This window comes from Zoogloea dura (assembly GCF_012927165.1).
GTDB lineage: Bacteria > Pseudomonadota > Gammaproteobacteria > Burkholderiales > Rhodocyclaceae > Zoogloea > Zoogloea dura.
The window spans coordinates 140038-160461 of the sequence record NZ_JABBGA010000007.1; the positions used below are offsets into that span (position 1 = coordinate 140038).

General features: G+C 67.0%; 20 protein-coding genes. 3 read left to right on the forward strand and 17 right to left on the reverse strand.

Going from position 1 to position 20424, the window contains the following annotated elements; genetic code table 11:
* Positions 1-123 precede the first annotated feature (123 nt).
* The 16 genes from hprK to HHL15_RS26785 all read right to left on the reverse strand — a co-directional run bounded on the left by hprK (position 124) and on the right by HHL15_RS26785 (position 11292).
* Positions 124-1056 carry an HPr(Ser) kinase/phosphatase gene (hprK, locus tag HHL15_RS10985; protein WP_169145803.1) on the reverse strand — a complete coding sequence of 311 codons (933 nt, stop codon included), beginning with the start codon at positions 1054-1056 and terminating at the stop codon, positions 124-126.
* On the reverse strand, positions 1025-1510 hold the full coding sequence (ptsN, locus tag HHL15_RS10990; RefSeq protein ID WP_169145804.1) for a PTS IIA-like nitrogen regulatory protein PtsN: 486 nt from the start codon (positions 1508-1510) through the stop codon (positions 1025-1027). Before ptsN ends, hprK begins: the two co-directional genes overlap by 32 nt.
* Positions 1511-1664: 154 nt before the next feature.
* Entirely contained in the window at positions 1665-1988 is a 324-nt protein-coding gene (hpf, locus tag HHL15_RS10995; protein ID WP_169145805.1) for a ribosome hibernation-promoting factor, HPF/YfiA family, read from the reverse strand.
* Between the two features lie 16 nt (positions 1989-2004).
* Positions 2005-3465: an RNA polymerase factor sigma-54 gene (locus tag HHL15_RS11000; RefSeq protein WP_169145806.1), complete on the reverse strand. Its 1461-nt coding sequence runs from the start codon at positions 3463-3465 to the stop codon at positions 2005-2007.
* A 15-nt stretch (positions 3466-3480) separates the two neighbouring features.
* Positions 3481-4203, reverse strand: coding sequence for an LPS export ABC transporter ATP-binding protein (gene lptB / locus HHL15_RS11005; protein ID WP_169145807.1), 723 nt, complete (start codon positions 4201-4203; stop codon positions 3481-3483).
* A complete protein-coding gene (recX, locus tag HHL15_RS11010; RefSeq protein ID WP_169145808.1) occupies positions 4190-4639 on the reverse strand; it encodes a recombination regulator RecX in 450 nt (149 codons plus the stop codon). The genes lptB and recX overlap by 14 nt, the downstream gene beginning before the upstream one ends.
* A gap of 15 nt (positions 4640-4654) precedes the next feature.
* Positions 4655-5692: a recombinase RecA gene (gene recA / locus HHL15_RS11015; RefSeq protein WP_169145809.1), complete on the reverse strand. Its 1038-nt coding sequence runs from the start codon at positions 5690-5692 to the stop codon at positions 4655-4657.
* Between the two features lie 163 nt (positions 5693-5855).
* On the reverse strand, positions 5856-6341 hold the full coding sequence (pncC, locus tag HHL15_RS11020; RefSeq protein WP_206198716.1) for a nicotinamide-nucleotide amidase: 486 nt from the start codon (positions 6339-6341) through the stop codon (positions 5856-5858).
* Entirely contained in the window at positions 6341-6820 is a 480-nt protein-coding gene (locus HHL15_RS11025; RefSeq protein ID WP_169145810.1) for a phosphatidylglycerophosphatase A family protein, read from the reverse strand. Before HHL15_RS11025 ends, pncC begins: the two co-directional genes overlap by 1 nt.
* Positions 6817-7785 carry a thiamine-phosphate kinase gene (gene thiL / locus HHL15_RS11030; RefSeq protein ID WP_169145811.1) on the reverse strand — a complete coding sequence of 323 codons (969 nt, stop codon included), beginning with the start codon at positions 7783-7785 and terminating at the stop codon, positions 6817-6819. The genes HHL15_RS11025 and thiL overlap by 4 nt, the downstream gene beginning before the upstream one ends.
* 37 nt (positions 7786-7822) lie before the next feature.
* The gene (nusB, locus tag HHL15_RS11035; RefSeq protein ID WP_169145812.1) at positions 7823-8299 is read right to left on the reverse strand and encodes a transcription antitermination factor NusB; all 477 of its coding nucleotides are present in this window, start codon (positions 8297-8299) and stop codon (positions 7823-7825) included.
* On the reverse strand, positions 8296-8766 hold the full coding sequence (gene ribH / locus HHL15_RS11040; protein WP_169145813.1) for a 6,7-dimethyl-8-ribityllumazine synthase: 471 nt from the start codon (positions 8764-8766) through the stop codon (positions 8296-8298). Before ribH ends, nusB begins: the two co-directional genes overlap by 4 nt.
* A gap of 24 nt (positions 8767-8790) precedes the next feature.
* Complete coding sequence (gene ribBA / locus HHL15_RS11045; RefSeq protein WP_169145814.1) at positions 8791-9891, reverse strand: bifunctional 3,4-dihydroxy-2-butanone-4-phosphate synthase/GTP cyclohydrolase II; 1101 nt, start codon at positions 9889-9891, stop codon at positions 8791-8793.
* Positions 9888-10499, reverse strand: a complete 612-nt coding sequence (locus tag HHL15_RS11050; RefSeq protein WP_169145815.1) for a riboflavin synthase — start codon at positions 10497-10499, stop codon at positions 9888-9890. The genes ribBA and HHL15_RS11050 overlap by 4 nt, the downstream gene beginning before the upstream one ends.
* Before the next feature lie 147 nt (positions 10500-10646).
* On the reverse strand, positions 10647-11081 hold the full coding sequence (locus HHL15_RS11055) for a CBS domain-containing protein (RefSeq protein WP_169145816.1): 435 nt from the start codon (positions 11079-11081) through the stop codon (positions 10647-10649).
* A 79-nt stretch (positions 11082-11160) separates the two neighbouring features.
* Positions 11161-11292, reverse strand: coding sequence for a hypothetical protein (locus HHL15_RS26785; protein ID WP_268967098.1), 132 nt, complete (start codon positions 11290-11292; stop codon positions 11161-11163).
* A 176-nt stretch (positions 11293-11468) separates the two neighbouring features.
* Between HHL15_RS26785 and HHL15_RS11060 the strand changes: the two genes are divergently transcribed.
* The gene (locus HHL15_RS11060; RefSeq protein ID WP_169145817.1) at positions 11469-16652 is read left to right on the forward strand and encodes a PAS domain S-box protein; all 5184 of its coding nucleotides are present in this window, start codon (positions 11469-11471) and stop codon (positions 16650-16652) included.
* Positions 16653-17043: 391 nt separating this feature from the next.
* Here the strand turns inward: HHL15_RS11060 and HHL15_RS11065 are convergent, their stop codons facing one another.
* Positions 17044-18159, reverse strand: coding sequence for an alkene reductase (locus HHL15_RS11065; RefSeq protein ID WP_169145818.1), 1116 nt, complete (start codon positions 18157-18159; stop codon positions 17044-17046).
* Between the two features lie 103 nt (positions 18160-18262).
* Here HHL15_RS11065 and HHL15_RS11070 point away from each other — a divergent pair, with 103 nt between their 5' ends.
* On the forward strand, positions 18263-19147 hold the full coding sequence (locus HHL15_RS11070; protein ID WP_169145819.1) for a LysR family transcriptional regulator: 885 nt from the start codon (positions 18263-18265) through the stop codon (positions 19145-19147).
* A gap of 145 nt (positions 19148-19292) precedes the next feature.
* Positions 19293-20423: a TMAO reductase system periplasmic protein TorT gene (gene torT / locus HHL15_RS11075; protein ID WP_206198717.1), complete on the forward strand. Its 1131-nt coding sequence runs from the start codon at positions 19293-19295 to the stop codon at positions 20421-20423.
* The last annotated feature ends 1 nt before the right edge of the window (position 20424 follow it).

Sequence of the window (20424 nt, forward strand, 5' to 3'; positions counted from 1 at the left end):
GTAAGGGCGATTGCGGGAACGGCTACAGCATCATAAACGGCGCACCCTGCACGGCGTTGACCGCCGGTCAGGGGGTGATCGCCGGACTTCGGGTTAAATAGTGTGCTGCCGTGATGAAGACCCCTAGAAACCTTCCTCCATGGCCCGTCGCTGACGATCGACGAATTCCTGGGTGGAGTCGATTCCGCGCAACAGCAGGATGGTCGAGCGTACCGCGGCTTCGAGCAGTACGGCCAGGTTGCGGCCGGCTGCCACCGGCAGCACGACACGCCGCACCGGCACACTCACGATGAATTGCTGCTCCATGTCGTGGCTCAGGCGCAAAGGGTCTTCCTGACCCGGTTGGCGCCGCTGCAGGTGCACCACCAGCTTGAGCTTCATCTTCCGCCGGCAGGCGGTTTCGCCAAAGATCGTGCGGATGTTGAGGATGCCTAGGCCGCGGACCTCGATCACGTCCTGGAGCAGTTCCGGGCAGCGCCCTTCGAGCACGGTGGGGGCGATGCGCGAGAATTCGACGATGTCGTCCGCCACCAGGCCATGTCCACGCGAGATCAGTTCCAGGGCGAGCTCGGATTTGCCGGCGCCGGAGTCTCCGGTGATGAAGACGCCGAGGCCCAGCACGTCCATCAGCACACCATGCAAGGCCACCCGCTCTGCCAGCTTGCGGGAGAGGTAGCTGCGCAGGTTGTCGATGACGTTCGCCGATGGCAGGGGGCTGGCGAACAGGGCGACATCCTCGTTGGCGCAGAGGGTGCGGATGATGCTCGGGATGTCCTCGTCGTCGGCGACGATGAGGGCCGGCGGTGCGTAGGAAAGGATTTCCCTGACGTGATGGATGACCTTTTCGCGGGTCTGGCGCCGTGCCCAGGCGACCTCCGAGGAGCCCAGGATCTGCAGGCGGTCGGGGTGGATCAGGTTGAGGTGGCCGACCATGTCGGCAGGCCAGATGCGGTCTTCCGAGACCGAAATGCGGGTCTCGAGGCTGCCGCAGATGTGCCGCAGCCTCAGGCGTTCCAGGTTGTCGTCAAACAGACGGGCTACCGTTGTCTGGCGCATCGCTACCCCATTGGGCGAAGAGGGCGTGGGCTGCGAGTGCGTCCGGGGCGCTCATCAGTTGTTCGCGGAAGGGGCGGTCGCTGAACATCTGGGCCAGCTCGGAGAGCAGCTGCAGGTGATGCTCGTTGGCCTGTTCGGGTACCAGCAGCACGAACAGCATGCTCACCGGGCGACCATCAGGGGCGTCGAAGGGGACGGGCTCGGCAAGTCGGATGAAGGCACCGAGGGCATCCTTGAGACCCTTGATGCGGCCGTGAGGAATGGCGATTCCCTGGCCCAGGCCGGTGGACCCCAGCTTTTCGCGGGCAAAGAGGCTGTCGAAGACCGTGCTGCGGCCGATGCCGTGATTGTTCTCGAACAGCAGTCCGGCCTGCTCGAAAGCACGCTTCTTGCTGCTCGCCTCGAGGCCGACGACCACATTGGCCGGAGGCAGGAGTTTGGCGATGAGATTCATTGATGGATTCTCCTGCATTCGGCCTGGCCGATACAGGTTTCCGGTGAGGTGCGATTCCGGGATCCGGAGGCGGTGCCGCCGGGGCCGTTGTGTCAACTGGGGCGCATTATAGCCACAACGGTCCCGGGGAAAAGGGTCTTGCTCGTGCGGACGATCAGGACTCGGCGAGGTGCTGCTTCAGCGAGTCATGGCCGTGGTCGCCGGTCTTGTCCTTGTACTTCAGGACCTGTCGATCCAGCTTGTCGGTCAGGGTGTCGATGGCGGCATACATGTCAGAGTCTTCGCTCTCGACGTGGATGTCCTTGCCGCGCACGTGCACGGTGACTTCGGCCTTCTGACGCAGCTTCTCCACCGAGAGGATCACGCCGACGCTGGTGACGTTGTCGAAATGCCGGATGACGCGGTCGAGCTTGGTCGACACGTATTCGCGGATGGCCGGCGTGACTTCGACGTGATGCCCCGTGATGTTGAGGTTCATGACTGTTACCTTTCTGTCAGATGGATTTGCGCAGACTGACCGGCGGAATATCGAGCGACTCGCGGTATTTTGCAATGGTCCGGCGAGCCACCACGATACCCTGCTGGCCTAACAACTCGGCAATCTTCGCGTCGGACAAGGGTTTCTTCTTGTCTTCCGCTCCCACGAGCTGGCGAATCAGCGCCCGAATCGCTGTCGAGGAAGCGGCCCCACCACTGTCGGTGGCGACGTGACTGCCGAAAAAATACTTGAATTCAAAAATGCCCCGCGGCGTGGCCATGTACTTTTGGGTGGTCACCCGGGAGACGGTGGATTCGTGTAGATCCAGCTGCTCGGCGATCTCCCGCAGGGTAAGCGGGCGCATTGCCACATCGCCATAATCGAAGAACTGGCGCTGGCGGTCAACGATCGCTTGCGAGACACGCTGGATGGTTTCGAAACGCTGCTGAACGTTCTTGATCAGCCAGCGTGCCTCCTGCAGGTGGCTCGACAGGGAGCCGCTGGCGCCACGGTTGTCACGCAGGATCTGGGCATACAGCTGGTTGACGCGCAGCCGCGGCATGGCGTCCGGGTTGAGGTTGACCACCCAGTTGTTGCGCAGCTTGCGTACCACCACATCGGGCACCACGTAGCGGGTGTCGGCCTGGGAGAACTGGGCGCCCGGCCGGGGGTTGAGGCTCAGGATAAGGGCGTGGGCCTCACGCAGGGCCTCGTCGTTGCAGCGCAGCGCCCGCTTGAGCTTGAGGAAGTCGCGGGCGGCCAGGAGTTCCAGGTGGTTGGCGACGATGGCCCGGGCGAGCTCGCGGGCGTCGCTGGGGGGGTAGGTTTGCAACTGCAGGCCGAGGCACTGGGCTACGTCGGTGGCGCCGATGCCCGCCGGGTCGAGGCTCTGGATCTGGCACAGGGCGATCTTGAGGTCGTCCAGCTCGAATTCCAGTTCGGGTGGCAGCAGGGGCAGCAGGTCTTCGAGATCCTGGCTCAGGTAGCCGTCGTCGTCGAGGGCCTCGACCAGGAAGCGGACCAGGGCGCGGTCCCGGTCGGACAGGGGGGTCAGGGAGATCTGGGAGTCCAGGTGGTCGCGCAGCGACGGAACCGCCGCCTGGAATTCCTGGAAGTCGGTGTCGTCATCATCGTCGCGCTGGCTGCCGCTGCCTGCCGCCTGCCATTCGCCGGCCTCACCGGAATTGTCGAAATCCGGATCGGCTTCGCGTTCACGGTCGGCTTCCCTCGATTGTTCCTGCTCCCGCTCCTGTGCGGCCTCGCTGCCCGCCGGTGCCACCGGCGCGGGTGTCTCCATGCGGCTCGAGCCGAGATCGCCTTCGGGCTCCTCGCGCTCGAGCATGGGGTTTTCGAGAAGGATCTTCTCGATTTCCTGGTTGAGCTCAAGCGTGGACAGCTGCAGCAGCTTGATGGACTGCTGCAGCTGCGGAGTCAGCGCAAGGTGCTGGGAGAGTTTGAGCTGAAGGCTTGGCTTCATGGGTCGTCGTGGCCCTCAGAGCCGGAAGTGCTCGCCGAGGTAGACCTGGCGAACCTGCTCGTTGTGTACGATCTCGTCGGGCCGCCCGCTGGCCAGGACTTCGCCGGCGTTGATGATGAAGGCGCGGTCGCAGATCCCCAGGGTTTCACGCACGTTATGGTCGGTAATCAGCACACCGATGCCCTTCTCCTTGAGGAAGCGGATGATCTTCTGGATGTCGATCACGGCGATCGGGTCGACGCCGGCAAAGGGTTCGTCGAGCAGGATCAGCCGTGGGTCGGTGGCCAGGGCGCGGGCGATCTCGCAGCGCCGGCGTTCGCCACCCGACAGGGAGATGGCGGTGCTGTCGCGCAGGTGGTCGATGCCCAGTTCCTCGAGCAATTCGTCCAGGCGCTCAGCCATGCGGGTCTTGTCCAGCTTCTGCAGTTCGAGCACCGCCTGGATGTTCTCGGCCACCGTGAGCTTGCGGAAGACGCTCATTTCCTGGGGCAGGTAGGACAAGCCCAGGCGGGCGCGCTGGTGGATGGGGCGATGGGTCAGCACCTGATCGTCGAGCGTGATCTCGCCGCCGTCGGCGGCCACCAGGCCGACGATCATGTAGAAGCAGGTGGTCTTGCCGGCGCCGTTGGGGCCGAGCAGGCCAACCACCTCGCCACTGCCGACGTCGAAGGAGACGTCGTGGACGACGGTACGGGCCTTGTACTTTTTGCGCAGGTTGCTGACTTTAAGCAGGCTCATCGCCGGGGTGTTCTTTCAGGACTCTACGTATTATTTCGGTGGAAAAACCGCGACCTTGAAGGAAACGCGCCTGGCGGGCCCATTCCCGTTGATCCGCCGGGGCGCCGGCGAACTTGCGGCGGGTGACATCCCGCGCCCGCTCCAGCTCACTGTCGCCGCAGTTGTCCTCGATGGCTTCGCCGATCAGCTCCGCCGGCACGCCGCGCCGGGACAGTTCCAGGCGCAGGCGGGAGGCGCCGAAGCGGCTGGCCTTGGCTCTTACATACGCGTCCGCAAAGCGGGCGTCGGAAAGCAGGCCGAGCTCGGCCAGACGGTCGAGCTCGGTCTTGACTTCGTCCTCGCTGCCCAGTCCGTCCAGTTTGCGCGCCAGTTCGACCCGGGAGTGTTCCCGCTGGGCCAGGCAACGCAGGGCACGTTCGTGAAGGCTGGCGGCCATGGGGCTGCCCGGGTCTTACTCGACTGCCGCTGCCGCGGGGGCCCGTGCGATGACGGCCATCTCGGGCAGGCTGCAGGCCACGCGGATCTTGTTTTCGATTTCGCGGGCGATGTGCGGGTTGGCCTTCAGGAACTCGCGGGCGTTGTCCTTGCCCTGGCCGATTTTCTCGCCATTGTAGGCATACCAGGCGCCGGACTTGTCCACGAACTTGTGGGTCACGCCCAGGTCGATGATCTCGCCCTCGCGGGAGGTGCCTTCGCCGTACAGGATGTCGAAGAGGGTTTCCCGGAAGGGGGGGGCGACCTTGTTCTTGACGACCTTGACCTTGGTCTCGGAGCCGATCACCTCGTCGTTCTTCTTGATCGTGCCGATGCGCCGGATGTCCATGCGGACGGACGCGTAGAACTTGAGGGCGTTGCCGCCGGTGGTGGTCTCGGGGCTGCCGAACATCACGCCGATCTTCATGCGGATCTGGTTGATGAAGATCACCAGGGTGTTGGTCCGCTTGATGTTGGCGGTGAGCTTGCGAAGCGCCTGGGACATCAGGCGGGCCTGCAGGCCGGGGAGCTGGTCGCCCATCTCGCCTTCGATTTCGGCCTTGGGGGTGAGCGCCGCCACGGAGTCGATGACGACCACGTCCACGCCGCCGGAGCGGACCAGCATGTCGGCGATCTCGAGGGCCTGTTCGCCGGTGTCGGGTTGGGAGATCAGCAGGTCGCCGATATTGACGCCGAGCTTCTGGGCGTAGGTGACGTCGAGGGCGTGTTCCGCGTCGATGAATGCCGCGGTGCCACCGAGCTTCTGCATCTCGGCGACGACCTGGAGGGTCAGGGTGGTCTTGCCGGAGGATTCGGGGCCGTAGATCTCGACAACCCGGCCGCGGGGCAGGCCGCCGATGCCGAGGGCGATGTCGAGGCCGAGGGAGCCCGTGGAAACGGTCTGGATGTCGCTTTCGACCTCGCCGTCGCCGAGGCGCATGATCGAGCCCTTGCCGAACTGCTTTTCGATCTGCGAAAGCGCGGCGGCGAGGGCCTTGGCCTTGTTGTCATCCATGTGTCGTATTCCTTGCTTTAAGGGTTTTGGAGATTATGGCACAGAGTTTGCGTGCGGGTGGGCGCGCAATGCCGGGTACGGAGCATGCTTGCGCATAACTGTTATTTTATACAGTTATTGCGAGAGGTCCACCCTTGCTGGCCTGTTCTCCGGAAAATGCCTGTCAGCGATAGCGGCGAAGCAGTTCTTCCAGGGCGAAGATGACGGCCTGACGGCGCACCGACTCCCGGTCGCCGTCGAAGCGGCAGGTGGCCGTCTGGGGGGCTTCCCCGGTGCGCACCCAGCCGAAGCAGACCGTACCGACCGGCTTGTCGGCCGATCCGCCGCCGGGGCCGGCGATGCCCGAGATGGACAGGGCGACATCGGCCTCGGTGCGTTCGAGGGTGCCCCTGGCCATGGAGGCCGTGGTGTTCTCGCTGACCGCTCCATGGCGGGCCAGGGTCATGGGGGAAACGCCCAGCAGTGCCACCTTGGCATCGTTGGAATAGGTGATGAAGCCGCTGTCGAACCAGTGCGAGCTGCCGGCGGTGGCCGTGACGACTTCGGCCACCCAGCCGCCGGTGCAGGATTCTGCGGTGGCCAGCCGCCAGCCGCGGCTCTGCAGGTGATCGCCGACGATGCGCGACAGGGTTTCGAGTTGGGCGTCCATCAGTCGAAGATCCTTACGAGAAGAGCCAGCGCCAGCAGGGTGTAGCCGGCGGCAAGCAGGTCGTCGAGCATCACGCCGAAGCCGCCGCGGGTGTGTTCGTCCACCCAGCGGATGGGTTGCGGTTTGACGATGTCGAAGAAGCGGAAAAGGACGAAAGCCGTGGCCTGCCAGGCCAGGCCGTCGGGGCTCAGCCAGAGCACCAGCCAGATCGCGACGATCTCGTCCCAGACGATGCTGCCGTGGTCGGCCACGCCGAGGGCCCGGCCGGTCCTTTCGCAGGCCAGGATGCCGAACAGGAAGGACGCCAGCAGCAGTCCGCCGAACAGGCTGTCGCTGAGGGCGGCGCTGACGAAGGGGTAGAGCAGCCAGCCGGCCAGGGTGCCGGCGGTGCCCGGCCCCTTGGGGCACAAGCCGGAGCCAAAGCCGAGTGCGACGAAGTGCGCCGGGTCGGACAGCAGGAAGCGTGCAGTGGGCTTCATGCGTCGCGGCCGAAGTGATCGTAGCCGCTGGCCGCCAGCTTTTCGAGGTGGCCGTCGGGATAGCGCAGGCTCACCTGCCGGATGTCGGCGGTGAGCCGGCCGATGCGGTGCAGGGGAAGCTGCAGGCTGTCCTGCAGGGCGAGGAGTTCGTCACGCCGGTCTGGCGGGGCCGAGAACAGCAGCTCGTAGTCGTCACCGCCGGCGGTGCAGGCCCGGAAGGCGAGGCCGGCGTCACCGCAGGCTGCCACCAGGGGAGCGAGGGGCAGGCTGGCGTGATCGATCTCGGCGCCCACGCCCGACAGTTCAAGGATGTGGTCGAGGTCGCCGAGCAGGCCATCAGAGACGTCGAGCATGGCGCTGGCGATGCTGCGCAGGGCAAGGCCCAGGGCCACCCGGGGCTGGGGCCGGTGCAGGGCCGCCAGGCAGTCGTCCAGGCAGGGGGCGGCGAGTGTCGTCCGGTCTTGCAGGTGTGCCAGGCCGAGAGCCGCGCGGCCGGGGGTGCCGGACACCCACAGGTCGTCGCCGGGCCGGGCGCCGCTGCGGGTGATGGCCTGCCCGAAGGGCACCTCGCCAAAGATGGTGGGGCACAGGTTGAGGGGGCCGCGGGTGGTGTCGCCGCCGATGGCGTCGATGCCGAAGGCTTCGCAGCAGGAGAAGAAGCCCCGTGCGAAGGCCTCGATCCAGGCCTCATCGGCGCCCGGCAGGCTGGCCGCCAGCACCACCCAGCGGGGCTGGGCGCCCATCGCGGCGATGTCGGAGACGTTGACCGCCAGCGTCTTCCAGCCCAGTCCTTCAGGGTCGGTGTCGGCAAAGAAATGGGTGCCGGCGACCAGCATGTCGGTGGAAATGGCCAGCTGCATGCCGGGCGCCGGGCGGATCAAGGCCGCGTCGTCACCCACCGCCAGGTCCGTGTGGCGGGCCGGGCGGGTGAAGTGACGACGGATCAGGGCGAACTCGGAGGGCATCGTGTCGATGCGGGTGACCGTCGGCGCCGGGCCGGGGTCAGCCCGGGTTGCCGTTGCGGGCGGCGCGGCGTTGCTGGGCGTTGGCCTCGACCTCGTCGGCGCGGACGCGGGCCGCCAGCTTGTCGAGCACGCCGTTCACGAACTTGTGCCCATCGGTGCCGCCATAGCCCTTGGCCAGCTCGATGGCCTCGTTGATGACGACCCGGTAGGGGGTCTCGGGGCGGTGGATCAGCTCGAAGGTGGAGATCAGCAGGATGCCGCGTTCGATCGGCGACAGCTCATTGAGCGGGCGTTCGATGTAGGGGGCGAAGCCCACCTGCAGTTCGGGGGCGTTGGAGATGGTGCCGCGCAGCAGGCCCAGGAAGAGTTCCCGATCGCACTTGTCGAAGCCGCCGACCTCGGCCATCTGGCTTTCGATGGAGGTGAGCTGGGCCTGGCTCAGCAGCCACTGGTACACGCCCTGCAGGGCGAACTCGCGGGCGCGGCGGCGGGGCGACTTGATGGCGTTGCTCATGCCAGCGCCTTCAGCAGACGGGCCATCTCGACGGCAGCCTGGGCGCAGTCGGCCCCCTTGATCTGCATGCGGGCGAGGGCCTGGTCGTCATCCTCGGTGGTGAGGATGCCATTGGCGATGGGCACGCCGGTGTCGAGGGTGACCCGGGTGATGCCGGCACCCTGCTCGTTGGATACCAGCTCGAAGTGGTAGGTCTCGCCGCGGATCACCGCGCCGAGGGCCACCAGGGCGTCGAAGCGGCCGCTGCGAGCCATCACCTGCAGGGTCAGCGGGGCCTCGAGGGCGCCCGGCACGGTGGCGATGGTGATGTCTCCGGCAGCCACGCCAAGGCGCTGCAGCTCGGCCGTGCAGGACGACAGCAGGCCTTCGCAGACGTCGATGTTGAAGCGGCACATGACGATGCCGACGCGCAGGCCCTTGCCGTCGAGGCTGGGGGCGATTTCAGGGATGTTGTCGTAACGGGGCATGGTAAATCCTGTGATGAGGCGGGCTCAGGCGTCGGGGGCCACGTGGCCGGTGACGGTCAGGCCAAAGCCGGCCATGCTGGGAATCTTGCGGGGGCTGGCGAGCAGCTGCATCTTGCCGACCTTGAGTTCGGCCAGGATCTGGGCGCCGATGCCGAACAGGCGGGGGTCCCATTTCTGGGCCGGGCGGTTGATCACCGGATCGCCGGACAGCTGGGCGAGCAGGTCCTGGCCTGTTTGCGGCCGGTAGAGCAGGACGATCACACCGTGGCCGTGGCTGACGATGCGTTTCAGGGCGGCGTCCACCGGGAAACTGTGACGACCGCTGGCCGGATCGAGGAAGTCCAGCACCGATACCGGCTCGTGGACGCGGACCAGGGTGTCCACCTCGGGGTCGATGTCGCCATACACCATGGCCAGATGGACGTCGCCGGAGGTCTTGTCCTCGAAGGCTGACAGGCGGAAGGGGCCGTGGGCCGTGTCCACGGTCTTCTCGCTGACCTTTTCGATCAGCTTCTCGGTGCGCGCCCGGTATTCGATCAGGTCACTGATGGCGCCGATCTTGAGGCCGTGGATCTGCGCGAACTCGATCAGCTCGGGCAGGCGGGCCATGGTGCCATCGTCGTTCATGATCTCGCAGATCACGGAGGCGGGTTCCAGCCCGGCGATGCCGGCCAGGTCGCAACCGGCTTCGGTATGGCCGGCGCGGATCAGCACGCCGCCGGGCTTGGCCATGATCGGGAAGATGTGCCCCGGCTGGACGATGTCGGCGGCCTTCGCGTGGCGGGCCACGGCGGCCTGCACGGTGCGCGCCCGGTCAGCGGCGGAGATGCCGGTGGTGACGCCCTCGGCGGCCTCGATGGAGACGGTGAAGGCGGTGCTGAACTGGCTGCGGTTGTCCCGCGCCATGTGGTTGATGCCCAGCTGGCGGCAGCGTTCTTCGGTGAGGGTCAGGCAGATCAGGCCGCGGGCATGCTTGGCCATGAAGTTGATGGCCTCGGGCGTGATGTACTCGGCGGCGATGACGATGTCGCCTTCGTTCTCACGGTCTTCCTCGTCCACGAGAATGACCATGCGGCCGGCCTTGATGTCGGCAATGATGTCCTGGATGGGGGCGAGTGCGGTCATGCGGGGGTTCCCTGTTCGACGTTGCGCCAGGCCTGCATACGCTCAACGTAGCGGGCGATCAGGTCGATTTCGAGATTGACCCGGCTGCCGGCAGCCAGGCGCTTGAGGGTGGTGACCTGGACGGTATGGGGGATCAGGTTGATCGAGAATTCGCGGTCTTCGACCCGGTTGACGGTGAGGCTGACGCCGTCGATGGTGATCGAGCCCTTGCGTGCAATATAGCCGGCCAGATCGGCCGGGGCGCGGATGACCAGCTCGTGGCTTTCGCCGATCGGGTCGAAGCGGACGACCTCGCCGATGCCGTCCACATGGCCGGTGACCAGGTGGCCGCCGAGGCGGTCGGCCAGGCGCAGGGCCTTCTCGAGGTTCACTTCGCCGGGTTCAGCCAGGCCTACGGTGCAGTTGAGCGTTTCGCGGGACACGTCGAACTGGACGGTCTTGCCCTCCAGGGCGATGACCGTCAGGCACACGCCGTTGTTGGCGATGCTGTCGCCGAGCTGCACGTCGTCGAGTTCAAGGGTGCCGACATCGACCGTCAGGCGTACGCCTTCTTCGAGGGGCGCGATGTTCAGGATACGGCCGGTGGCGGCGACGATTCCGGAAAACATGGGATGGGGGTCTGCAGAGGGGAAAACGCGATTTTAGGCGATTTCGGCGTGCTTCTGGCGGTTTGTGCCACCCGCTGCGGGGCGGCGCCAGATGCAAAAGCCCCTCGCGGGGCTCTTGCATGACGGGCTGGAGGGCTTTGCCCGGGCTTACAGGATCTCGGCGATGTGGTCGCGTTCGACGAGTTCCTTTTCGAACTGGCAGATTTCCAGACCGAGGGCGTTGCGGGCGGAGACCATGCCCACCGGACGGCCGTTGTCCACCACCGGCACGTGGCGGAAGCCGCCTTCGAACATCATGTGCAGGGCGTGGGACAGGGGTTTGTCCGGTGCGGCCGTCTGCAGCTGGCTGGTCATCACCGCAGACAACGGCGTCTTGTCCGGATCCAGCCCCTTGGCCACGACCCGGTTGAGCACGTCGCGCTCAGTGAACAGGCCGGCCAGCTGGCCATTGTCGTCCACCACGACGATGGCGCCGATCTTGCTGTTGGCCATGGCAATCGCCGCGGCCCGGACGCTTGTGTCAGCTAGGGCCGAGATGACGGTCTGGCCTTCAACGATCTCTCGAAGGGTACGGTTGTGCATGGTTTGTCTCCTTATATAGGTGCAGGCAGGGTGATTGAAAAAAGGGCGCTTACGCGCCTCTGGTATTTTTATTGATCGATCAGGTGCCCGTCTTCGGGGCGGCCGGCTTGCTCATGTCCGGCTTGGAGTGTTTGGCGTTTTCACCGCAGGCTTGGGCACCGGCGGCGAAGCCGAGGGCAAGGGCGAGCAGAAGGGCGATATGGCGGATCATGGAAGCACTCTCCGGGAAGGTGGATGTTCCATCATGGAACGTCCGGGTGCGTTTCGCAAGAGCCTACCTCTCCCGGAGTAGGCGCGCTGTGTGACGCGCGTGTCCCCATGGTCAAGCGGCGGGCTTCGGCATACCATTTGGCTACCCATTGCATAGCCCGGTGTCGTTCATTGCCCATGACGGGAGTCAGAATAAATCCGGCCCCGGAGACGGGCCGCGAAAGTCTTCCCCACCTGGTGGTCATCGGCGGTTTCGCCGATGCGCCCGGCCTCGTTGTGCAGCTGCTGTGCAGGTTGCGCCGGCAGGGCCGGGTCGTCTGCATCCTGGCCGATCCCTTGCCGGCCGCGGCCCTGGCCGCCTGCAGCCTGGATGTCATCGAGGGGGGCGATGACCGCCCGGCGGTGGCCGACAGCGTCCATGTGTGTCCGCCCGGGCACCAGATCATCGTGGACGCGGAAGGCATCAAGGTGTTCCAGGAGGGAGCGGAAGAGGTGGCCCGCTCCGCGGTCGATCGCCTGCTCGAGTCCGTGGTCAGCCTGCGCGGCGCCGCCGCAGTGGCGGTCCTGCCCCGGGCCGACATGCCCGGAGGGGGCGCCGCGGCGCTGCGCCTGGCGGGCGGCATGCTTCTGGGCATGGGCTCCGGCGGCGACCTGGACTGGTGTGCCGATTGGCTCAATCACCTCGATACCCGTCTCAAGACCTTTCTCGAGGCCCGCGACGCCGAGGAGTCCGCCGCCCTGCACGCCTTGCTGGCGCTTGCGTCGAGCGAGACCGGTGTAGACCTGGCGCGCTACAAGGAGAACACTCTGCGCCGCCAGACCCTGCGCCGCAGCCGCAGTCTCGGCCATGAGCGGCTGGTGGACTACCTGGCCCATGTGCAGGCCCATCCCGAGGAGCTGGGGCTGCTGCAGCACTGCTTCATGATCTCGGTGTCGTCCTTCTTCCGGGATGGCGAGGTCTTCGATGTGCTGGCCGGCGCGCTGCGCACCCTGCTGCTTGCCAAGCCGGACGGTGATCCCCTGCGCATCTGGGTGCCGGCCTGCGCGACGGGCGAGGAGGCTTATTCGATCGCGATCCTGGTGGCCGAGGTCCTGGGGGAACGGCTGGCCCGGCAGGAGGTACGGGTCTTCGCGTCGGACATTGACCAGGAGGCCCTCGAGTTCGCGCGTGCCGGGCTCTATGCGGCAGGCGACCTGGCAGGCGTGGAGCGGGGGCGCCTGTCGCGCTGGTTCCGCCCCGACGGAGGCGGCTGGCGGGTCAGCAAGATATTGCGGGAAATGTGCGTGTTCTCCGCGCACGACCTCACCGGTGATCCGCCCTTCATCCGCATGGACCTGGTGAGCTGCCGCAACATCCTGATCTACTTCAAGGCGGCCCAGCAGGCCGAGCTGATCCGTACTTTCCACTTTGCCCTCAATCCGGCCGGCCTGCTCCTGCTCGGGCAATCCGAATCGGCGGGCGGGGCCGGTGGGCTGTTCGAGGCCATCGATCCGGCGGTCAAGCTGTACCGGCGGCGGGCCATGGTGACGCGGCATCCGCACCGCAGCCTGCGCCTGGGCGGCGGCCTCGATCGCCTGGTGCGTCCGGCGCTTCCCGAGCCGGGTGGTGTCGAGCGCTCCCAGTCCCTCGTGACGCGCAGCCGGGAAATGATGCTGGAGGCCTACGGGCCGCCGGGGGTACTGGTGGACGCCGGTTTTGCGCCCCTGCATTTCTTCGGGGCCAGCCGGCGTTACTTCGAGCTGCCGTCCGAAAGGGCCGACTTTTCCGTGTTTGCGCTGTGCATCCCGGAGCTGCGGGGCGAGCTCAAGGCCTTGTGCTACCGCATGCGCCTCGAGAAGGCCCAGGCCCTGCATGGTGGCGAGACCCTGGTGCGTTTCGACGGCCGGGTGCTGCGCGTGCGCCTGATGCTGCGCAGCGTGTCCGGGCCGGATGAGGCCGAGGGGGTGACCCTGATCTCCTTCGAGGAGACCCCGGTGCAGGCCGACCTCCCCGCTGGCGAGGGGATTGCCGGCATGCCGCCGGCCGTGGCCGCGGACGAGATCGCGCGGCTGCGCCAGGAGCTGGCCGACACCCGGGAGCATCTGCAGGCGGTGATCGAGCAGCTCGAGCGCTCCAACGAGGAGCTGCAATCCCTCAACGAGGAGATCCAGTCCTCCAGTGAGGAGCTGCAGTCGTCCAACGAAGAGCTGCAGGCCTCCAACGAGGAGCTCACCACCCTCAACGACGAGTTGCGGATCAGCACGCTGGAGTACGCCCAGCTCAACGCCATCCTGGGCAACATCCAGAACTCCATCCGCACCAGCCTGGTGGTGGTGGACCGGGATGGCCGGGTGACCCGCTTCAACGCGCTGGCCGGGCGGGTCTTCGGCCTGCTGCCCAATGACATCGGCCAGTTCCTGTACGGCGTGCCTTGCCACCTGGATCTGCCCCACCTGCGCCAGTGGGTGGGCAAGGTCGTCACCGAGGGCGCGTCCCTGGTCGAGCACGTGCATCAGCGCGGTTTTCACTACCTGATGCAGATCGACCCCTATCTCAACGAGCTCAACGACACGGCGGGGGCGGTCCTGACCTTCACCGACGTCTCCGACCTGCACCGGGCCGAGGAGGCCAAGGCCGACAGCGAGGCGCGCTTCCGGCGGGTCTGGGATTCGAGCGTCGAGGGGCTGGTGGTGGTCGACCCGCAGGGCGCGATGATCCTCGTCAATCCCTCCCTGGAGCGCATGTTCGGCTATGCGCCGGGCGAGCTCGTCGGGCAGTCCGTGGATGTGCTGGTGCCCGATGCGCTGCAGGCGCGGCACCTGCGCCACCGTGAGCTCATGCAGGCGGATCCGGCGCGAAGCCTGGCCCTGGTGGCCAGGCGCCATCTGAGCGGGCGACGCAAGAACGGCGACGAGATTGCGGTCGAGATCAGCCTCAGCAGCCTGGGCATCGAGGGCGCGGACCAGGTGCTCGCCACCGTGTCCGACGTGACCGAGCGCAGCATTGCCGAGGCGCTGCTGCGCTCCAGCGAGCGGCGGCTGCGGCTGACCCTGGACGCCGCCCGGGCCGGCTCCTGGGAGTGGTTCCTCGAGACCAACGACAATTTCTGGTCGGACGAGATCTGGGAGCTCTATGGCCTTCCCTACCAGTCCTGCACCCCGTCCTACGATGCCTGGCGGTCTGCGATCCATCCGCAGGACCGCGAGCGGGTGGAGCACATCATCGCCGCTGCCAGCGCGCTGGGCGAGGGCTTCGAGGCCGAGTGGCGGGTGGCCCTTCCGCCTCAGCTGCCACCCCGCTGGCTGATGTGCCGCAGCCAGCCGGTGCAGGACGACGCGGGCCGGACGGTGAGCTACATCGGCATCGTCCTGGACGTCACGCCCCTCCGCCTGTCCGAATTGCAGCGCCGGCAGAGCGACGAGATGCTCGAGACCATTCTCGAGAACGTCGGGGCCTGCATCTACATCAAGGGTCAGGATTACAGCTACCTCTATGCCAACCGGGCCGTGCAGGCCTTGTTCGGCTGCACCCGCGAAGCACTCATCGGGCGCACCGACGCGGATTTCTTCGACGCGGAGACGGCCGCGCGCCTGCGTGTCAACGACAGGCGGATCATCGAGGACGGCGAAGGCATCGAAGTCGAGGAAAGCAACGTCGATCTGCGCACCGGCCAGGTCCGCAGCTACCTGTCGGTCAAGATCCCCCTGCGCCGGGACGACGGCAGCGTGTATGCCCTGTGCGGCATCTCCACCGACATCAGCGAGCGCAAGCGGGCGGAGGAGCAGCTGCGCACGCTCACCACGGCGGTCGAGCAAAGCCCCGGCAGCATCGTCCTCACCGATCTCGATGCCCGCATCCTCTACGTCAACAAGGCCTTCGAGGAGGCCTCCGGCTACGCCGCCGAGGAGGTGGTCGGCCAGAACCCGCGCATCATGCAGTCGGGCGAGACCTCACCCAAGGTGTTCGGCGAGATGTGGTCCGCCCTGTCCGATGGCCGGATATGGCGCGGCGAGCTGTGCAACCGGCGCAAGAACGGCGAAACCTACGTGGAGTCGGCCATCATCTCGCCGGTGCGCCGTGCCGACGGCAGCGTGTCCCACTACCTCGGCATCAAGCAGGACATCACCGAGCAGAAGCGCAACGAGGCCGAGCTGATGCGCCACCGGCTGCACCTGGAAAGCCTGGTCGACGAGCGTACCCGCGAGCTGGCCCTGGCCAAGGAGGCCGCCGAGAGCGCCAACCGGGCCAAGAGCGCCTTCCTGGCCAACATGAGCCACGAGATCCGCACGCCGCTCAACGCGGTGCTGGGCATGGCGCGGATCATGAAGCGCGACGGCGTCAGCCCGACCCAGGCCGACAGGCTGGCCAAGATCGACACGGCCGCCGAGCACCTGCTGGCGGTGATCAACGACATCCTCGACCTGTCCAAGATCGAGGCCGACAAGTTCATCCTCGAAGAGGAAGAGTTCTCCCTGGAGACCCTGGTCGGCAACGTCGCCACCATGATCCAGGACCGGGCCCAGGCCAAGGGCCTGAGGCTCCAGGTGGAGTGCGACAGCCTCCTCCACATGCTCAATGGCGATGCCACGCGCCTCACCCAGGCCTTGCTCAACCTGGCCAGCAACGCGGTGAAGTTCACCGAATCGGGCACGGTCTCCTTGCGTGTCTCGGTGGTGGCGCGGGAGGCCGACTGCCTGTGCCTCAAGGCCGAGGTGACGGACAGCGGCATCGGGGTGCTGCCCGAATTCCTGCCCCGCCTGTTCCAGGCCTTCGAACAGCTCGACGCCTCCAATACCCGGCGCTTCGGCGGCACCGGGCTTGGCCTGGCCATCACCCGCCGGCTGGCCGGCCTGATGGGGGGCGAGGCCGGGGCCAGCAGCGTGCCGGGCGTGGGGAGCAATTTCTGGTTCACCGCCCGCCTGGGGGTGGGGGGCCCGCTGCGTGACGTGCGCCATGCCCGCAACGTGATCGGCCAGGCTGAGGTGGCATTGCGGCGGGAGTTCGCGGGGGCCCACGTCCTGCTGGTGGAGGACGAGCCGGTCAACCAGGAGGTGGCCAGGCTGTTCCTGCAGGACGCGGGCCTCGACGTGGCCGTTGCCGGCAATGGCGCGGTGGCCCTGGACATGGTGCGCAACGCGGCCTTCGACATCATCCTGATGGACATGCAGATGCCCGAGATGGACGGCCTGCAGGCCACCCGGCGGATCCGCCAGCTGGAGAGCGGGAGGCGGGTGCCGATCGTGGCGATGACCGCCAATGCCTTCGCCGAGGACCGGGTGCGCTGCATCGAGGCCGGCATGGACGACTTCCTCTCCAAGCCGGTGGAGCCCGACCGGCTCTATTCCACGCTGCTGGTCTGGCTGCGCAAGCAGTCCGGCTGAGTACCGGCGGGCTTGGCCCGGCGCATTCACCTCGCCGGCCTGGCGCCCTGGCCCGGGAGATCGTGGCCAGGCCTCCAGGTTCAGGGCCCGGAGGGGCGAGGGTCCAGCTCAGACTTGGACCCGTCCATCCTTGGTTTGAAAGCGTTCAAATCCGGGCTTGGCGGGTTCAAGTCCGAGGTGCGACAGTGCAAATCAGACTTGAAGCCGTCCATCTTTGATTTGAAATCGTCCAAATCGGAGCCCGGCGAGTCCATCTCTGATTTGGACGATTTCAAATCAAGGCCCGGAAAGTCCAACCCGGACTTGAAGCACTCCATCCCGGAGGGTGAAGTGTTCAAGTCCGGGCATCATCCCGGTCGATGGCGCCGAGGGCGCTGGGAGCCGACGGCTTTCAGGCGGGGGCCTCTTCGGCCGTGCCGGCGTAGGCCGGGTAGGTGGTGTAGCCGGCGGCGTTGCCGCCGAAAAAGGTGGCCGGCTCCGGCGGGTTGAGCGGCCAGCCGTGGGCCAGGCGGGCCGGCAGGTCCGGGTTGGCGATGAAGGGGCGGCCGAAGGCCACCAGGTCGGCATGGCCCTGGTCGATCACGGCTGCGCCGCGCGCCGCGGTGTAGCCGCCGGCCACGATCACCGGGCCGGGGAAGGCCGCCCGCAGATCCCGGTGGAAGGCCCCGGCCTCGGCGCTGGGCGGGTTTTCCTCGGGTTCGTTGAAGTGCAGATAGGCCACGCCCCGCTGGTGCAGGCGGGCGGCGGCCTCCAGGGCGGTGGGCAGGCTGTCCGGGCAATCCATGCCGCGGGCCCGGTTGCGCGGCGACAGGCGCACCCCGGTGCGCGCTGCGCCGATGGCCCCGGCAACCGCATCCACCACCTCGAACAGGAAGCGCAGGCGCTTCTCCCGGCTGCCGCCGTAGGCGTCGTCGCGGAGGTTGGAGGTGGTGCGCAGGAACTGGTCGATCAGGTAGCTGTTGGCGGCGTGGATCTCCACGCCATCGAAGCCCGCCTCGATGGCGTTCAGGGCGGCCTGGCGGAAGTCCGCGACGATGGGCGGAATCTCGCGGATGTCCAGGGCGCGGGGCACCGGGCAATCGACCATGCCACCCTTGCCGTCCGGGCCGGCCAGCCAGATCTGGCCGGGGAAGGCGACTTCCGACGGGCCCACCGTGCGGGCACCACCATGCAGGTCCGGGTGGGACATGCGGCCGCAATGCCAGATCTGCAGAAAGATATGCCCGCCGGCCGCATGCACCGCGTCGGTCACCTGGCGCCAGCCGGCGATCTGCTCCGCCGTGTGGATGCCCGGCGTCAGGGAATAGCCCTTGGCGGCGGCGGAGATGTCGGTGGCCTCGGCAATGATCAGCCCGGCCGAGGCGCGTTCGGCATAGTAGGCGGCGTTCATGGCCGTCGGCACATTGCCTGGCTGGGCCGCCCGCGCGCGGGTCAGGGGCGGCATCACGATGCGGTTGGGCAGCGTGATGTTGCCGAGGGTGAGAGGCTGGAAGAGGGGCGTGTTCATGGGTGGGCACCGGAATCAAGTGAAGACCGGGCAAGTCTAGGGATTGGTCCGGAATTTGATAATTGGCCTATGATGTGACGAAGTTTCAAAAATATTTTGAAAGATGATCCAGCTATCCGATGTCCAGCTCTTCATCCGGGTCAGTGAACTGGGTTCCATCAGCGCCGCCGGGCGGGCCCTGGGGCTCAGCCCGGCGGCCGCCAGCGCGGCCCTCAAGCGCCTCGAGAAGCGCGTGGACAGCCAGCTCTTCGAGCGCTCGACGCGCTCGCTGCGCCTGACCCAGGCGGGCGAGATCTTCCTGGTGCATTGCCAGCAGTCCCACCAGGCCCTGGATGAAGGCCTCGCCGCCTTGCGCCAGGGCCGCGAGCAGCTCTCCGGCGACATCCACCTGGGCGCGCCTTCCGACCTGGGGCGCGGCTGCCTCGACAGCCTGCTCGAGCCCTTCCGCCAGCGCCATCCCCAGCTGCGGCTGGTGATGCATCTCTCCGACGGCCTCATCGATCTCTACCGCAACCCCATCGACCTGGTGCTGCGCTATGGCCTGTCGGAGGACTCCGGCCTGGTCGGGCGCAAGCTATGCGACAACCCCCGGGTACTGGTGGCCTCTCCCGACTACCTGGCCCGTCACGGGCAGCCGGAGTGCTTCGAGGATCTGGCCCGCCGCAACTGCATCTGCTTCTATCGCAATGGCGAGCTGTTCGACCGCTGGCGCCTGTACTGCCATGACCAGCAGCGGGAGATCACCGTCTCCGGTGACCGCGCCGCCGACGACGGTGCCCTGGTCCGCCAGTGGGCCCTGGCGGGGCACGGCATCGCCTACAAGTCGCGCCTCGACGTGCAGGCCGACCTGGACGCCGGCCGTCTGGTCGATCTCTTTCCCGACGCCCTCTATGACTCGACCCCGCTCTACGTGGCCTACCCCAGCCGGCGCTACCAGCCGGCCAGGATCAAGGCCCTGCTGGGCTATCTGGCGGAGCGCTTCGGCTGAGCGGCGGCGGAAGCGCGGCTCAAGGCCGGGCGCTGTCGTGTCGATAGTGACAGGTGGCCCGTCCCCTGACGGTGGGCCGATCACAGAGAGGCGGGCGAGGGTGGGGCTGATCCGGTTGGCTGGGGGTATTGGCAGAGTCTGCGGGGTGTCCGTGCTGTGGCTGGGGGCGTTGATGGCGGCCGCCTCCGCGGCAGGCCCGGTTGCCGGGCCGTCCGATGAGGTGTTGCCGATCCCGGTGCAGTCCATCTTTCCGCCGCTCAAGCCGCAGGGCACGGCGGACGATGCGCTGGCCACCGGCCGGGTGGTCAATGGTCATTACGCCCTGACCGCGCCGGCCAGCAAGCCGTGGCGTATCGCCTTCCTGTTCCCTCACCTCAAGGACCCCTACTGGATCGGCTGCAGTTACGGCGTCATCAGCGAGGCCCGGCGCCTGGGGGTGGCCGTGGATATCCTGCCGGCGGACGGCTACAACGACCTGGTCGGCCAGCTGCGCAAGATGGATGAGTCGATTGCGGCCCGCTACGATGCGATAGTGATCTCGCCGATCAGCCTGACCGGCAATAATCCGGCCATTGACCGGGCGCGCAAGATGGGGATTCCGGTCTTCGAGCTGGCCAATGACAGCACCAGCGACAGCCTGGCCGTCAAGGTGACCACCTCGCTCAAGGCTATGGGGGGCAACGCCATGGACTGGGTCATCCGGGATGCGCAAAAGCGCGGCCTGAACACGATCAATGTGGCCTTGCTGCCCGGGCCCGAGGGGGCCGGGTGGGTCTCCGGTGAAGTCACCGGCAGCCACGAGGCGGCGCGCAGAGCGCCCATCAAGGTCAATATCCTCGATACGCTCTACGGTGACAGTGACTTGATCGGGCAGACCCAGCTGGCGGCGCAGCTGATTGCCCGCCATGGGCAGAAGCTTGATTACATCCTTGGCTGCACCGGCTGTGCGCCGGCCGCCATCCTGCCCGTGCGGGAGGCCGGGCTCGGCGGCCGGATCCGCATCGTGGCCTACGACCTGACCCGCAACATCGCCGACTCCATCCGCAAGGGCGAGATCGCCGCCGCCGCCGACACCAAGGGTGTCAGCCAGGCCCGGGTGGCCACCAATGCGGTGGTGAGTTACCTGGAAGGCCGCGGCGGCAAGCTGCCGCACACCATCCTGATCAAGCTCGGGCTGGTCGACCGCAGCAACGCGGCGCGCTACCCATTCAGCGCCTCCATCGCGCCGGAGGGCTATGTGCCGGTTCTTTCCTACAGGCCCGGAGCGGGCCGCTAGC